The sequence below is a fragment of the Streptomyces sp. NPDC101776 genome (assembly GCF_044766845.1).
Lineage (GTDB): Bacteria > Actinomycetota > Actinomycetes > Streptomycetales > Streptomycetaceae > Streptomyces.
The window spans coordinates 461122-475517 of sequence record NZ_JBIWMV010000004.1 but is presented as its reverse complement, the minus strand read 5'-3'; the positions used below and the strand labels follow the sequence as shown (position 1 = coordinate 475517).

The 14396-nt window shown below is 69.9% G+C and carries 12 protein-coding genes; 4 read left to right on the top strand and 8 right to left on the bottom strand.

What is annotated here, in order from left to right:
- Both ACIRRY_RS17445 and ACIRRY_RS17440 read right to left on the bottom strand, forming a co-directional pair.
- The gene (locus ACIRRY_RS17445) at positions 1-438 is read right to left on the bottom strand and encodes a hypothetical protein (RefSeq protein WP_403973159.1); all 438 of its coding nucleotides are present in this window, start codon (positions 436-438) and stop codon (positions 1-3) included.
- Positions 435-1919 carry an APC family permease gene (locus tag ACIRRY_RS17440; RefSeq protein ID WP_403973156.1) on the bottom strand — a complete coding sequence of 495 codons (1485 nt, stop codon included), beginning with the start codon at positions 1917-1919 and terminating at the stop codon, positions 435-437. The genes ACIRRY_RS17445 and ACIRRY_RS17440 overlap by 4 nt, the downstream gene beginning before the upstream one ends.
- 164 nt (positions 1920-2083) lie before the next feature.
- On the opposite strand from ACIRRY_RS17440, the gene ACIRRY_RS17435 reads away from it, so the two are divergent.
- Positions 2084-3322, top strand: a complete 1239-nt coding sequence (locus tag ACIRRY_RS17435; RefSeq protein ID WP_403973154.1) for a threonine/serine exporter ThrE family protein — start codon at positions 2084-2086, stop codon at positions 3320-3322.
- Positions 3323-3352: 30 nt separating this feature from the next.
- On the opposite strand, the gene ACIRRY_RS17430 is transcribed toward ACIRRY_RS17435, so the two are convergent.
- A complete protein-coding gene (locus tag ACIRRY_RS17430) occupies positions 3353-4051 on the bottom strand; it encodes a DUF6445 family protein (RefSeq protein WP_403973153.1) in 699 nt (232 codons plus the stop codon).
- A gap of 506 nt (positions 4052-4557) precedes the next feature.
- On the opposite strand from ACIRRY_RS17430, the gene ACIRRY_RS17425 reads away from it, so the two are divergent.
- Complete coding sequence (locus ACIRRY_RS17425) at positions 4558-5031, top strand: carboxymuconolactone decarboxylase family protein (RefSeq protein WP_403973151.1); 474 nt, start codon at positions 4558-4560, stop codon at positions 5029-5031.
- 503 nt (positions 5032-5534) lie between these two features.
- Positions 5535-6263 carry a DUF4142 domain-containing protein gene (locus tag ACIRRY_RS17420; RefSeq protein ID WP_403973628.1) on the top strand — a complete coding sequence of 243 codons (729 nt, stop codon included), beginning with the start codon at positions 5535-5537 and terminating at the stop codon, positions 6261-6263.
- Between the two features lie 17 nt (positions 6264-6280).
- Here ACIRRY_RS17420 and ACIRRY_RS17415 read toward each other — a convergent pair whose 3' ends face one another.
- Positions 6281-7933, bottom strand: coding sequence for a glycoside hydrolase family 13 protein (locus ACIRRY_RS17415; RefSeq protein WP_403973149.1), 1653 nt, complete (start codon positions 7931-7933; stop codon positions 6281-6283).
- A 159-nt stretch (positions 7934-8092) separates the two neighbouring features.
- Here ACIRRY_RS17415 and ACIRRY_RS17410 point away from each other — a divergent pair, with 159 nt between their 5' ends.
- Positions 8093-9049 carry an LAETG motif-containing sortase-dependent surface protein gene (locus tag ACIRRY_RS17410; protein WP_403973147.1) on the top strand — a complete coding sequence of 319 codons (957 nt, stop codon included), beginning with the start codon at positions 8093-8095 and terminating at the stop codon, positions 9047-9049.
- Between the two features lie 90 nt (positions 9050-9139).
- On the opposite strand, the gene ACIRRY_RS17405 is transcribed toward ACIRRY_RS17410, so the two are convergent.
- The 4 genes from ACIRRY_RS17405 to ACIRRY_RS17390 all read right to left on the bottom strand — a co-directional run bounded on the left by ACIRRY_RS17405 (position 9140) and on the right by ACIRRY_RS17390 (position 14387).
- Positions 9140-10651 (bottom strand): ATP-binding protein, encoded by a 1512-nt coding sequence (locus ACIRRY_RS17405; protein ID WP_403973145.1) that lies wholly within the window; start codon positions 10649-10651, stop codon positions 9140-9142.
- Positions 10652-10707: 56 nt separating this feature from the next.
- Entirely contained in the window at positions 10708-11667 is a 960-nt protein-coding gene (locus ACIRRY_RS17400) for a nucleoside hydrolase (RefSeq protein WP_403973142.1), read from the bottom strand.
- Positions 11668-11710: 43 nt separating this feature from the next.
- Positions 11711-12958, bottom strand: coding sequence for a threonine--tRNA ligase (gene thrS, locus ACIRRY_RS17395; RefSeq protein WP_403973625.1), 1248 nt, complete (start codon positions 12956-12958; stop codon positions 11711-11713).
- A 220-nt stretch (positions 12959-13178) separates the two neighbouring features.
- Entirely contained in the window at positions 13179-14387 is a 1209-nt protein-coding gene (locus ACIRRY_RS17390; RefSeq protein ID WP_403973139.1) for an esterase/lipase family protein, read from the bottom strand.
- Positions 14388-14396: the final 9 nt, after the last annotated feature.

Below are 14396 nucleotides of genomic sequence, written 5' to 3'. Positions count from 1 at the left end.
TCACTGCCTCACCGTGTTGTCGGTCTTCAGGTCGTCGAGCTTCTTCTGGATCTTGTGCAGCTTGTCGGGGCAGTAGACCTCCAGGATCCGCGCCTCCGCCCGCAGCGAGGCCGTGTCGCCGATGATCGGCCGCTGGCCGACGAACGCGGCGCCGTTGGACACGTTGATCTTCCAGAGCGCGGACTTCAGGGCGGTCGCGGGATCGTCACAGACCGCGCCCCCGTCGGTGCCGAGCGCGCGTTGGATCACGCTGGTGTCGGGGCGGGGATAGCCGTCCTCCACCGCGATGTCGGCGAGCTGATTGGCCTTCTTCGAGGCCTCGTTGCTCGTCTTGACGCTGTTGCACCGGATGACACCGACGACGGCGAGCGCGACCAGCACGACGATCGCGCCGACGTAGATCCAGCGGTGTTCGGAGGCGAACCGGGTGGTCCTCATGCGACACCACCGGCCGCCGCGTCCTCCGCCGGCGCTTCCGTGCGCCAGGACGGTTTGCGGAACGTGAGGAACGCCCAGGGGATCAGCAGCCCGAGGATGACCAGGCCGCCGCCGATGATGCCGATGTACGACCAGATGCTGCCGCCGCCGAACTGCGAGGGCGGCACGAAGCCGATCGCGAGCGCGGCGACCGACGCCAACAGGCCGACGGTGCAGAGCAGATGGAGCGCGGGGACGCGGTAGCCGCGCGGGTGGTCGGGCTGGGTCTTCCGCAGCCGCATCGCGGCGACGAACATCAGCAGATAGACGATCAGGTACACCTGCGTGGTGATGGTCGAGAAGATCCAGTACACGTTGGAGACGTTGGGGAGCAGCGCGTACCCGAGGGCGATGACGGTCGTCACGACACCCTGGGTGACGAGGATGTTCTGCTGCACCCCGAACCGGTTCAACTTCTGCAGGAACGGCGGGAGATAGCCCTCGCTGCGGGAGATCTCCAGCAGCCCCTTGGACGGTCCGGCCAGCCAGGTGAGCATGCCGCCGAGCGAGGCGGAGACCAGCATCACGGCGGCGATCGGGGTCATCCAGCCGATGTGGAAGTACGAGAAGAACGCGTTGAACGCCTGCATCACCCCGGCGGTGAGGCTCGTCTGGTCCGACGGCACCACCCAACTGATCGCCAGCGCGGGCAGGATGAAGATCAGCAGCACCAACCCCATCGCCAGGAACATCGACTTGGGGTACTCCTTCGCCGGGTCCTTCAGTGACGAGACGTGGACGGCGTTCATCTCCATGCCGGAGTAGGAGAGGAAGTTGTTGACGATCAGCACCAGGCTGGCGAGGCCTGTCCACTCCGGGAGCAGATGGCTCGACGTCATCGGGGCGGCGGAGCCGTTGCCCTGGGCGAGGAAGACCATGCCGAGCACGACCAGGATGGTGCCCGGGATGAGCGTCCCGATGATGAGGCCCCAACTGGACAGTCCCGCAAGGGCCTTGGTGCCCCGCGAGGACACCCACACGCCCGTCCAGTACAGGACCATGATGACGATCGCGGTGTAGAGGCCGTTGGAGGCGAGGGCCGGGTCGATGACGTACGAGATGGTGCTCGCGACGAACGCGAGCAGGCTCGGGTAATAGAAGATCGTCATCGCGAACTGGCACCACACGGCGAGGAATCCGAGCGGTTTCGACAGCCCCTCGCTCACCCAGCGGTAGACACCGCCGCTCCAGCCGGAGGCGAGTTCCGCCGATACCAGCGCGGTCGGCAGCAGGAACACGACCGCCGGCACGAGATAGAGGAACACGCAGGCCAGGCCGTACACGGCCATCGTCGGGGCGGCCCGCAGACTGGCCACCGACGAGGTCGTCATCAGCGCCAGGGTGACCCAGGTGAGGGTGGGCGCGGCCCGGGTTCTCGTCTGCGTACGCACCGCTGCTTGCTTCGACTTCGGCAGGTCGTCGGGGACGTCCATCGAGGCCACGGGCCCTCCCAAGGGGGTTGCGGGGATGCCGCCAGGCTCGGCACGGGGGTGGGCGGGCCCAGGTCGAGGTGGGCCGTTCGGGTGAGGGGTGGGGGCTCGGGATGCCGCCGGGGCGGGGAGCGTTCAGGCTGGTCATGTGTGTGGTCGAGGCGAGGGAGGCGTTCGTGGAACAGCAGCGCACCGCCCCCACGCTCGACGAACTCACCGCGTTCCTGGCCCGGTTGACCGGGTTGCTGCTGCGATCCAGCGGTGAGGGCGCCGAGTTGATCGAGGACTCCGTACGGTCGGCGGCCCGCGCGCTGGGCGGTGAGGCCTCCCTCCTGCTGGTCCCGGACGCGGCGGCACTCACGGTCACCGCGGGCGGCGGGACGCGGACCGTGACCGTGCGGGGCTTCCCCGAGGTGTTCCGGCTGGACCAGGTCACGGCGCTGAAACCGCTGCTCACGGACGTGGTCGCGGGCCGCCTGGGTGTCGCGGAGGCGGACCGCCGCCTGGCCGGAATCGAGAACGCGCCCGCCCCCTACCCCTGGCCGCTCAAGCTCCTCGGCATCGTGCTGTTCTCCCTGGGCTTCGCCCCGCTCATGCAGCCCACCTGGTACGAGGTCGGATCGACGGCGGTACTGGCGACGATCGCGGCGGCGCTGGCGATCGCGGCCGACCGACTCCCGCGCCTGGCAAAGGTGTTGCCGCTGGTCGTGTCAACGGCGGTGTCGGTGACGGCACTTGAGGTGTTCGCCCGCGAACCGTCCCACGGCGGACCGGTGTTGCTGATGCTGCCCGCCCTCTTCTACTTCGTCCCCGGCGACTATCTGAGCGCGGCCACCGCCGAGTTGGCCGCCGGTCTCATCACCACGGGCGCGATCCGGCTCGTCTACGCCGTGTTCCTGCTGGTGCAGCTGTATCTGGGCGTGCTGCTGGGCGTGTTCGCCACCGGCACCTCCACCCACGCGCTCTGGGACATCGCGGCAGACTCGGACATGGCGCGCTGGGCCCTGTTCCTGGGCTGGATCGTGTTCACCTTCGGCACGGTGCTGGCCTTCGCGATCCCCCGCCGCCTGTTCTGGCCGCTGCTCCTGCTGGTGTACGTCACGGTGGGCGTGCAGTCGCTGTTCACGAAGCTGGTGGGGGAGGTCGGGGGGACGTTCGTGGCGGCGGCGGTGCTGTCGGCGGCGGCCACGCTGCTCGCCCGCGCGGACCGTCGCCCGCCCCGCCTGGTCCTGCTCCTCCCCGGCTTCTTCACCCTCACCGTCGGCTCCCTCGGCATGCGCGGCCTGACGACGCTGGCGGGCGGGCATGTCGTCGAGGGCTTCCGCGACCTGCTGAAACTGGTCACGATCGTGACGGCGATCGCGGTGGGGATGGTGTTCGGCGCGGCCCTGACGGAACCCCGGCGGCGGCAGTAAGTCCCGTGTTCTACAGAGGTGTTGGTCGGGTCAGGCCATCCAGAAGAAGACGGCGGTCATCCGCTTCTCCTGCAGGGTGCTGCCGTGGTAGTCGGTCGCGCTGTGCACGAGGTTGGCGTGGTAAAGCAGCAGGCTGTTGTACTTGTGCGGCACGCGCACGTCCTCCTCGAAGGCGTCCGGCGCCACGAACCGCGTCCCGAGGGCGTCGACGAGGTTGTTGTGCGGGGCCTGGACGACGTTGCCGCCGAGCCGTCCGCCCGGCAGGTGCTGCCGGTAGAAACTGGTCCCGCAGTCCTTCGGCACGGAGGGGTTGAGGTACAGCACGGCGGCGTACCGGCACAGGGAGCGGGAGTCGGTGTGCGGCCGGGGTTCGCTCTCGCCCTTCCCCACGACCTGGATACAGTTGTGGTTGAGCGTCCCGCCCCCGGGCGCCTTCTGCACCCACAACTCCTTGGCGCCGGTGGCCTGTTTGACCAGCCGCTCGATCCGCCCCAGCTCGGCCGGCTCCAGCCCCGGCATGGTACGCAGCCCCGGCCAGGTCTCCGACGTGTACGGATATCCCTTCACCCAGTCGTCCTTCGCGAGACACCGTTCCCGTACGGCGTCCACGTCCGGAAGCACGTCGTTCAGCACCCAGTAGTCACGGCCCTTGGTGGGCTTGCGATACGGGAGCACGGGGAGCGGGGCCTGACGGGCCGCGCGCTGGGGGTGTGGGGGGAGTGGTGGCATGGGGCCGAACGTATAGCCGGGGTTCGCCAATGCTGTGCCATACACCGGTCAACATTCCGCCAACGTAGGGTAGTTGAAGTGCAAGGTCAGGACGATCCCGGGGAGGCGCGGGCCGGGCTCTCCACCCCTTCGCCCTCCTCGGCCTCTACGGCGAACAAGTCCTGGACGCGAGGCAGCGGCGGCGCTGGGGACCGACGCGGGGCGACTGAGCCGGATCGAGTCCGGCGTGGCCGGGGTCAGTGAGGACACCGTGCGCCGACTCGCCGCCAATTTCGCGTGCGCGGACGGCGAATTGGTCGATGCCCTCGTGACTCCACCACACTCACCACCACCCCGACCCCCCTCACCCACCTCCTCCAGGCGATACACACCGGCGCCTCCCACCCCCGCCCGCACCCATAACCACCCCACGAGACCCAGCTCACAATCAGGGCTGTCACATTCGTAGGGCCCCGTTCCGTCAGAGCTGTGTAAGCGCCAGCCAGGACAGAACAGAGGAGCCCACCATGGGTGCTCGACTGAACCCCTTCGTCAGCCCCCTCGCCGGCAAGGCCCTGAAGCACTTCGTCGCCGCGGGCAAGGTCATCGAGGAATCGTCGCTGCCCCTCGTCACACAGGAGCTCGTGAAGATCCGGGCGAGCCAGATCAACGGGTGCGGGTTCTGCACCGACATGCACACCAAGGACGCGGCCGCCGCGGGCGAGACCTCGCTGCGGATCAACCTCGTCGCCGCGTGGCGCGAGGCGACGGTGTTCACCGACGAGGAGCGGGCCGCGCTGGAGCTGACCGAGGAAGGGACCCGGATCGCGGACGCGGCCGGCGGGGTGTCGGACGAGGTGTGGGCCAACGCCGCCAAGTACTACGACGAGGAACAGCTCATGGCGCTCGTCTCGCTGATCGCCCTCATCAACAGCTTCAACCGCATGAACGTCATGCTCACGATTCCCGCCGGAGGCTACAAGCCCGGTCAGCACGCCTAGGCCGACGAACCGAGGAGCAGCGCCGCCGGGGCCAGGGGGTAGTTCACCGAGCCGACCCCTGGCGCTGCTCCAGGTGGGTGCGAGGGGTGACGGTCGGGTCCGGGGTCGGCGGGGGGCGAGGCGGGGCGGGGCCAGGAGTGCCGCGCTGCGGGCGCAGGCCGTCTCCACCCGCACACTCTCCGACCCCACCCTCACGCTCTCCGTGCCGACCCGCACCATCTCCGCGCCCAACCTCACCGCCGCCCATGCCGAACCACACCGCGCCCCGCGCCCGAACCGCAGCGTCGCCCACGCCGAACCACGCCACCCCCGGGACGCCCTAACCCCCACCTATCCGGAAGTATCACCCCCCACTTGTGACGCGCCCCACTCGGGCTTTACCAAAACCAAAGACTTCGCGCGCTCCCCCGATCCGTACTGATGACTGTCCGTACCGCCGACGGGCGGTCCACGACACAGGAGGTACGGTGCGCTTTTCGCGGAACGCGACGGGAACCATGGTTGTGGGGGGTGCCCTCAGCCTGACCCTCGTCGCACTGGCCTATCCGGCAATGCTGGGCGTGACCACGGTCTCCAGCGCGCCAGCACGTGTGATCGCCAACACGCAGTGGGGGCCGCTGACCGAGGCCGACCGCGACTTCGTGGTCAAGGTGCGCGCGGCAGGGCTGTGGGAGTACCCCGTCGGCCAGATCGGTCTGAAGAAGGGGGCGAGCCCCGCGGTCATCACCGCGAGCAAGCACCTCATCGACGGGCACGCGGCGCTGGACTCGACCGTCCGCAAGATCGCGCCGATGCTCAACATCACGATCCCGAACCAGCCCAGCCCGCAGCAGCAGGGGTTCATCAACACCCTGACCGCGGACAGCGGCAAGCAGTTCGACACGGACTTCGCCAACATCCTGCGGGTCACGCACGGTTCGATCTTCGCCACCATCGCGAAGATCCGCGGGACGACCGAGAACACCCTGGTGCGGATCCTGGCCAACCAGGCCAACGCGACGGTGCTGGACCACATCACCGTGATGGAGGACACCGGTCTGGTCAACTTCAGCCAGGTCCTCTTCCAGGAGACGACCCCGCCGAAGCTGCCGGCCGTGGACCTGACCCCGCCGCCCCCGGCCGCCGGCCAGCCGGAGGTGGTGCTCACCCCGCCGGTGAACAGCACCACCCAGCCGCCGGTCCTGCCGGGCGAGGCCTCACCCAGCTCCACCCAGACCCCGACCGTGGGGTGAGTGCGCCGCCGAGCGCGCTACGCCCCCAGCCAGACGGTCGTGTCGGGCGCCAACTCACGGCCCCCTGCCGCCGGTTCGCTGCTCAGCAGCACCTCTCCCGGCGGCAGGGCGACCGGCACGGCCGACAGGTTGGTGACACACCGCCAGCCCGCGGAGCGCGTGAAGTGCAGTACTCCGGGCGGGCTTTCGGGGGCCCAGGTCAGCGACTCCCCTTCGAGCAGCTTGCGGCGCAGCCGCAACGCCGTGCGGTAGAGCTCCAGGGTCGAGCCCTCGCTCCCGTCCTGCGCCTCGACGGCGTACGACCCGAAGCTCGCCGGCTGCGGCAGCCACGCGGGCCCCGCCCCGAAGCCGTACGACGGACCGGACGAGGTCCACGGCAGAGGCACCCGGCAGCCGTCTCGGCCCCTGTGGGTGTGGCCCTCCTGTTCCCAGATGGGGTCCTGGAGGACCTCCACGGGCAGATCGGCGACCTCGGGCAGTCCGAGTTCCTCGCCCTGGTAGACGTACGACGAACCGGGCAGCGCCAGCATCAGCAGGGTCGCGGCGCGGGCCCTGCGCAGGCCTGCCGCCGGGTCGACCGGTGGAGTGCGGCCGTCGGACAGGAGCCAGGTGTTCGGGTCGGTGCCCCGGGGCAGCATCAGGCGCGAGGCGTGCCGTACGACGTCGTGGTTGGACAGCACCCAGGTGGCCGACGCGCCTGCCGCGCGGGCCGTCGCGAGCGAGCCGGTGATCACCTCGCGCAGTTCGTCCGCGTCCCAACCGGCCTCCAGGTACTCGAAGTTGAAGGCCTGGCCGAGTTCGTCGGGGCGGGCGTACAGGGCGCGGCGGGCGGCCGGGACCCAGGCCTCGGCGACCGCCATGCGGGGCGGGGTGTAGGTGTCGAAGACCGTACGCCGCCAGTCGCGGTAGATCGCGTGGACCTCGTCGCGGTCGTAGTAGGGGTGGCTGCCGGGCGGGAGGGAGTCGAGGACGTTCTCGGCGGACGCCGCGACCGGGCCGACGTCCCGCAACGGCTCGCCGAGGTCCTTCACCAGCGCGTGGGCCACGTCGACGCGGAAGCCGTCGACCCCGTGGTCGGACCAGAAGCGGAGCGTGGTGCGGAAGTCGTCCCGCACCTCCTCGTTGTCCCAGTTCAGGTCCGGCTGTTCGGGTGTGAAGAGGTGCAAGTACCACTGTCCGTCGGGCAGTTGCTTCCATGCGCTGCCGCCGAAGACCGACGGCCAGTCGGTGGGCGGGAGTTGGCCGTCCGGGCCGCGTCCGGCGCGGAAGACGTAGCGGTCGCGGGCCGGGGAGCCGGGCTCGGCGGCGAGCGCCTCCTGGAACCAACTGTGCAGCCGCGAGGTGTGGTTGGGCACGATGTCGACCATCACCTTCAGGCCCAGCCGATGAGCCTCGGCGACCATCGCGTCGAAGTCGTCGAGGGTGCCCAGGCGCGGGTCGACATCGCGGTAGTCGGCGACGTCGTAGCCGCCGTCGGCGAGTTCGGACGGGTAGAAGGGGCTGAGCCAGAGGGCGTCGACGCCGAGCGTGGCCAGGTGACCGAGGCGCTGGGTGATGCCCCGGAGATCGCCGAGACCGTCGCCGTCCGCGTCGGCGAAACTGCGCGGATAGACCTGGTAGACGACGGCTTGCCGCCACCAGTTCGGGTCACGGGAGGACAGGTCGGGCACGTGGTCTCCTTATGAATTCCCGCTGCGCTGACGGAAGTTGACAGTCAACTTCCGGTAGACCCACGATGTGCACACGCTGTGGCGCATGTGACCTATGAGCCCGGTGTTTCCTTCGCTGCTCAGCTCCTCCACTCCTTGTCAGGCCAAGATGGGATAAGTATGTCCATAGCGAGTCGTGTCACCGTGCGTCGCCTGTTGGGGACAGGCGCCGCCTCCCTCGCCCTCGCCGCGGCCTCCGTCGGCGCGGCGTCCGGGGCCTGGGCCCACGGCGGTGGCGGCAACGGCGGTGACGGCTGGGAGTCCGGCGGTCAGTACAAGCCCGGCTCCGGCGCCGGCACGGTCACCGAGACCGAGGGCTGCCAGTTCTCGCTGAACGGCACGGACTTCTTCCCCTCCGTCAAGGTCGACGACCAGAACCTGAAGCCCACCGACGACGGCAAGGTCCACATCAAGGTCCGCACCGCCGGTGACGCCGCCACCTGCACCGCCTCGCTCGCCTCGTACATCGCGCACGGCCCCACCTTCGCCACCTCCGGCCGGCAGGTCTTCGTCGACTTCGACACGGTCACCGTGAAGAAGGGCCAGACCGACTCGCTCGACATCGCGGTGCCGGACGAGGGCTGCTTCGCGCAGATCGACCTCTACCGCGGTGCGGTCAAGTACGACGGCAACCCCGCCGCCGGCGACGGCCTCGTCCACGGCGACCTGCCCAAGGGCCCCGACCACACGGTCATCAAGGACAAGCTGATCGCGGCCTGGAACGGCGGCACGAAGGACTGCACGACCACCGAGTCCACGCCCCCGTCCCCGTCGGCCCCGGCCTCGGTCCCCCCGTCGGTCCCGGAGTCCACCCCGCCCGCCTCGGAGTCCTCGACCCCGACCCCGACCCCGAGCGCCTCCGAGTCGACCCCGGAGTCCGCCACGCCGACCCCGTCCGACTCCGAGTCGACCACTCCCCCGGCGGCCCCCTCGCCCAACGGCGGCGGTGGCGGTGACCTCGCGGAGACCGGCGGCGGCAGCAACACGGGCACGATCATCGGCGGCGCGGCGGCCCTCCTGACGGGCGGCGCGGCGATCGTCGTCGCCACGCGACGCCGGCGGGCTTCGCACTCGTAGCCGTATCGCGTATCTCTGCGGAGACCATCTCTGCGGACACCCCGCCGTTCACGACAGCCTCACGGTTCGTGAGCGGCGGGGATCGTTCGTTCAGGGCAGCAGGGCCGTCGGCATTGCACGGCCGTACAACTCGTCGAGGCCGATCAGCAGCACGCCTCCTCCTTGCGCCTCGGCACGGAGGGCGTCGCTGAAGCCGACGCCGCTGAAGCAGGCCAGCCCGCACCGCGTCGTGTCCATGCCCCGGCCGACGAGGAGGTCTCTGGCTCGCCTCAGACGTTCCAGATGGTTCACTCCCATGACGGTCCCCCACTTCGCCTCACCCAGCAACGCGACCGCCGGTCTGCTCGCACCGGACCCCGATTCGACGACGGCCACATCGATCTCGATCTGCCGGCGCTCCTTCGGGTCGGCCACCACCCCGCTGCCGACCTCGCCCAACGACGTACTCAGCAAGGACCGCCCGGGTCCGAGCACATAGTCCCGGCACACCGCCTCGAAATGCGGTCCCGCCACCTGTGCCGCGAAGCGCTCCGCCGACTGTGCCCAGACCTCCGCAGCCTGTCCGCTCTCCAGCCGCGCCCAGGCCGGACGCATGACCGCCTCATAGAAGTTGATCAGCGGTTCGGTGATGCGGTACTGCGACTTCCCGGCCCGGAAGATGTCCGCCTCGCGCGCCAACAGGTGGCTGTCCTCAAGGACGTTGAGCGGATGCGAGATGTCGACGGACTTGCGGCCGATGTAGCCGGCGATGCCGCCTCGCGTGGTGTTGCCCTGCGCCACCGCCGCGAGGACCGAGTGGTACAACGCGGTGTCACGGATGTCGGCCTCCTCGGCGAGCAGATAGCGGGCCTCGCGGAAGAGCGGACTGAACGGCGAGAGGACGGTACGGCACACCCAGTCGTCGAAGTGCTCCAGACCGGCCGGGACGTCGTCCGCCAGAAACTGGCGACGGTAGGCGGGAGTGCCTCCGACCACCGCATGCAACCGTGCGGCAAGTGCCGGATCGTCGGCCACGCTCCAGAAATCCGCCGCGGCCCGGTATCCGAAGGGGCGCACGACGAGTTCGAGCTGGGCCCTCCCGCGCAGCGGCGCGGTGCTGGCGAGCAGCCCTCCCATCACGGACATCGCCGAACCGCACAGGAGCAGCCGCATGCCGCTCTCCTCCACCTGGAAGCGGTCGATCACACGCTGGATGAGCGAGGGAAGCTCCGGCGCCACCTTGACCAGGTACGGAAACTCGTCGATGACCACGAGGAGCGGACTGTCCCCTCGCCCTGGGACGGCCAGACCGAAGAGGTACGAGATCGCGTCGTCCCAGGTCGCGAAGGAGAAAGGCACCGGGGAACCTTGGTACTCGGCCAAGGCGGCACTGAACTGCCGGAGCGACTCGGCCTCGGTTCCGGCGGTGGCCCCGAAGTAGAACCCCCCGCGCTGCTCGACGAGCGCCCGCAGGAGATACGTCTTCCCCATGCGCCGTCGCCCGCTGACGATGCCGAGCATGGCGTGCGGCAGCGGGCGATTCACAAAGGCGGTGAGTGCGTCCCATTCGGTACCGCGATCGAAGAGGCGTGACGGCTTGTCCGGCCTTGCGTGTTGCTGCACGCACCCTCCAGGGAGTTAGGGATATACCCCTAAGGACTATATCCCTAGCATAGCCGTCACCCCTCCACCGTCCCCAGCCACAGCTTCACGTACCGCTCCACATCCACGTCCAACCCCACGTCCACCAGGGCCTGTTCGCGTGCCCCGTCGTGGATCTCGGACTCGCCGTGCCGCGGGCGGCGGTCGACGATGGTCTGGCCGCGGGACGGGCCCGGGGCGAGGGAGACCTCGACCGGGAGGAGGCGGGTGGTGAGGCCGCCGGGGTCCGCGACCGCGCAGACCGCGCCCGCGTCGCCGAGGCCGCCGGTGGGGGTGGGGTCGCCGGAGGCGGCCGGGTCGCGGTGGGCGAGCAGGTCGCCGGCCAGCTTCAGGCGGGGTTCCGTGCTCTGCCGCAGCCGCTGGACGTCGGCCGCCGGGACCTGGACCCGCTCGAACACGTCCAACCCGTACATCGTGATCGGCACCCCGGCCGTGAGCAGGATCGCCGCCGCCTCCGGGTCGTGCCAGACGTTGAACTCCGCGACCGGCGTGGCGTTCCCGACCGCCACGGCGCCGCCCATGAACACGATCCGCTCGATGTTGGCCGTCACCTCGGGGAACGTGCGCAGCAGCAGCGCGATGTTCGTCAGCGGCGCGGTCGGGATGAGCGTGACCGGGCTCGGGGACGCGAGAATCTCCCGGCGCAGCAGCGTCACCGCGTCCACGTCGACCGGCCTGCGCGTCGACGCGGGCAGCCCCATGTCGCCCATCCCGTCCTGCCCGTGGACGTGCGCGGCCGACCTCGCCGGCTCGATCAGCGGCCGGGCCGCGCCGCGCGCGACCGGGATGTCACCGGCACCGGCGTGGTCCAGGACGATCAGCGTGTTCCGTACGACCTGGTCCACGTCCGTGTTCCCCGCGACACAGGTGACCGCGCGCAGATCGAGACCCGGGTGCCGGACGGCGAACAGCAGCGCCAGGGCGTCGTCGACCCCCGTGTCGCAGTCGATGATCACGGGGATGGGCTGACCGGTCACGGCAGGCTCCTCTCGGGGACGGTTCGGCGGATCACTGGTGACCTTACGCATCCGCCCACAGCGCGGCGCCGCGCGCCTCGACCCGCGCGCCGATGCCGTGCAGAAGCCCGGCGGGCGACAGCGGCTCGATGCGACGGCCGTCCCGCAGTCGTACGGCGACCAGGCCGGCGGCGGCCTCCCGTTCACCGATCACCGCCTGGTACGGGACGAGTCGCGCCGCCCGGACCCGGGCGCCGAGGCTGCCCTCGACGGACACCTCGGCGCGCAGTCCCTGGGCGCGGGCCCACTCCACGAGGTCGTACGCCTGCGCCGCCTGCGCCTCCGACACCGGGAGGACGGTCAACTGCACGGGCGCCAGCCACGCCGGGAAGGCTCCCCCGTGCTCCTCCACCAGATGCGCCACCGCCCGTTCCACACTCCCGATGACACTGCGGTGCACCATCACCGGCCGGTGTTTCGCGCCGTCGGCGCCGATGTAGTGCAGGTCGAAACGTTCGGGCTGGTGGAAGTCGATCTGGACGGTGGAGAGGGTGGACTCGCGGCCGGCCGCGTCCGCGATCTGGACGTCGATCTTCGGGCCGTAGAAGGCGGCCTCGCCCTCGGCGGACTCGTAGGCGACCCCGGAGCTGTCCAGGACCTCCTTCAGCAGCGCGGTGGCCCGCCCCCAAAGGGCCGGATCGGCAACGTACTTGCCGCCCTCGCCCGAGACGTCCCCGCCCGGCAGCGACAGCCGGTAGCGGGAGGCGCGGATGCCGAGGTCGGCGTAGGCGCGGGCGATGAGGGCCAGGGCGGCGCGGGCCTCCTCGACGGCCTGGTCCAGGGTGCAGAAGATGTGCGCGTCGTTGAGCTGGATGGCACGGACCCGGGTCAGTCCGCCGAGGACACCGGAGAGTTCGGAGCGGTACATGCCGCCCAACTCGGCGATACGGAGCGGTAGTTCGCGGTAGCTGTGGGAGCGCGAACGGTAGATGAGGGCATGGTGCGGACAGAGGCTGGGGCGCAGGACGACCTCCTCCGCGCCCAGTTCCATCGGCGGGAACATGTCCTCGCTGTAGTGCGACCAGTGCCCGGAGATCTCGTACAGCTCCCGCTTGCCGAGGACCGGCGAGTACACATGCCGGTACCCGGCAGCGCACTCCAACTCCCTTACATACTCCTCCAGTTCATGCCGCACGGTCGCACCGTCGGGCAGCCAGTACGGCAGTCCCGCGCCCATCAGGGGGTCGGTGTCGAAGAGGCCGAGTTCGCGGCCGAGACGTCGGTGGTCGTACATGGTGAACTCCTCGCGGATCAGCGCATCAGGGCATCAGAGAGCCGAGAGGCGAGCACCGCGCGACAAAGCCCCGGGGCACTCGCCCCGGGGCTTCGACTTGGGTCAGCAGTCAGCGCGCCGGGACACTCTCCGGCGTCGTCGTCCAGGAGGACGGGAACGGCTTGGCGCGCTTCATGCGGCGGACGCTAGCAGTCGTACGACCGCGCCCGCGAGGGGATTTACGCGCGACGGGAGGTGATCAGTCGGGGAGCCGGTCCAGCAGCCAGACGGCCAGGTCCGCGGTGATGGCCGTGTGCGCGGTGGTCTCGTCCGAGCAGAGGAAGTCGTCCAACTCGCTCTCCTCCGGGCCGAGTTCGCCGATGTTCACGTACAGATCGTCCTGCGTCTCGATGTCGCGGACGGCGACCGCGCTGACGGACGGCACGAAACACACCTGCTCGTGCCGCAGGTCGGTCTTGCCGCCGAGCTTCTTCATCGCGTCGGCCAGGATCTTGTACGTGTGCAGGGTGCCGCCGGGTGCGCCGTCCAGTTCCGGGAAGCCGCTGGTCGTGATGGTCCTCTCGGCTTTCGGGAAGCGCCGGTTGAGATAGGCGGCCGTCACGTCGTCGCCCTGGGCCTGGGTGTAGAAGGTGGTGCCCGGGTAGATGCGGTCGATGCGCAGCGCGACCTCGCCGGGCGGCACGTCCGGCAGACCGATGCCGTCGGCGCGGCCGTTGGCCACACCGAGCTTCACCGGGATCTGCGGCCAGTTGCCGACCCGCTCCAACTCGGCCAGGAACTCCGTGCGTTCCGGGGCGACCCCGATCTTGCCGGTGTCCTTGTCGTAGTGGCGCCACAGCATCTGGCGGGCGGCCGGGCTGTTCATCTGGCGCGCGAAGTCGTTCGGGAACGGGATGAAGTGCGAGAACGCCTGCACGCCGACCGGGATGGTCGCGCCGCGGTGGGGGCTGTCGTAGGAGAAGTACAGGCCGGTCTGGTGGTCCATGCGCTGCTGTTCCATCTTGGCGAGCGCGTAGCGGGTGACGATGCCGCCCATGCTGAAGCCGCCGACGGCCAGCCGGGCGTTGCCGAGCCGTTCGGCGCCGGCCCGGTGGATGGCGGCGATGACCGTCTGCGCGTTCTCCAGGATCGACGCGCTGCGTTCGTCGTAGCCGAGCAGGATCACGTCCCGGCCGCGTCGGCGCAGCTCGCTGATGAACGGGAACTCGCCGCCCTCCAGTCCCTGATAGAGCCAATCGAGCTTGCTGCGGCCGAGGTTGAAGCCGTCGGCCATGATCACGGGCCTTCTGACATCACGGTTGCCCTCCCCGAGGAAGACCCAGGCGAAGCCGTGGGGCAGCGCCCATTCCTCGTGCTCGGGCACCTCGACCGGCGCGGCCGGTTCGGCGGACAGCGGACCGCCGAGGGTGAACGTGCCGACGTTGGGCTCTTCGGTCGTCTCGGACATGGTCGTGCT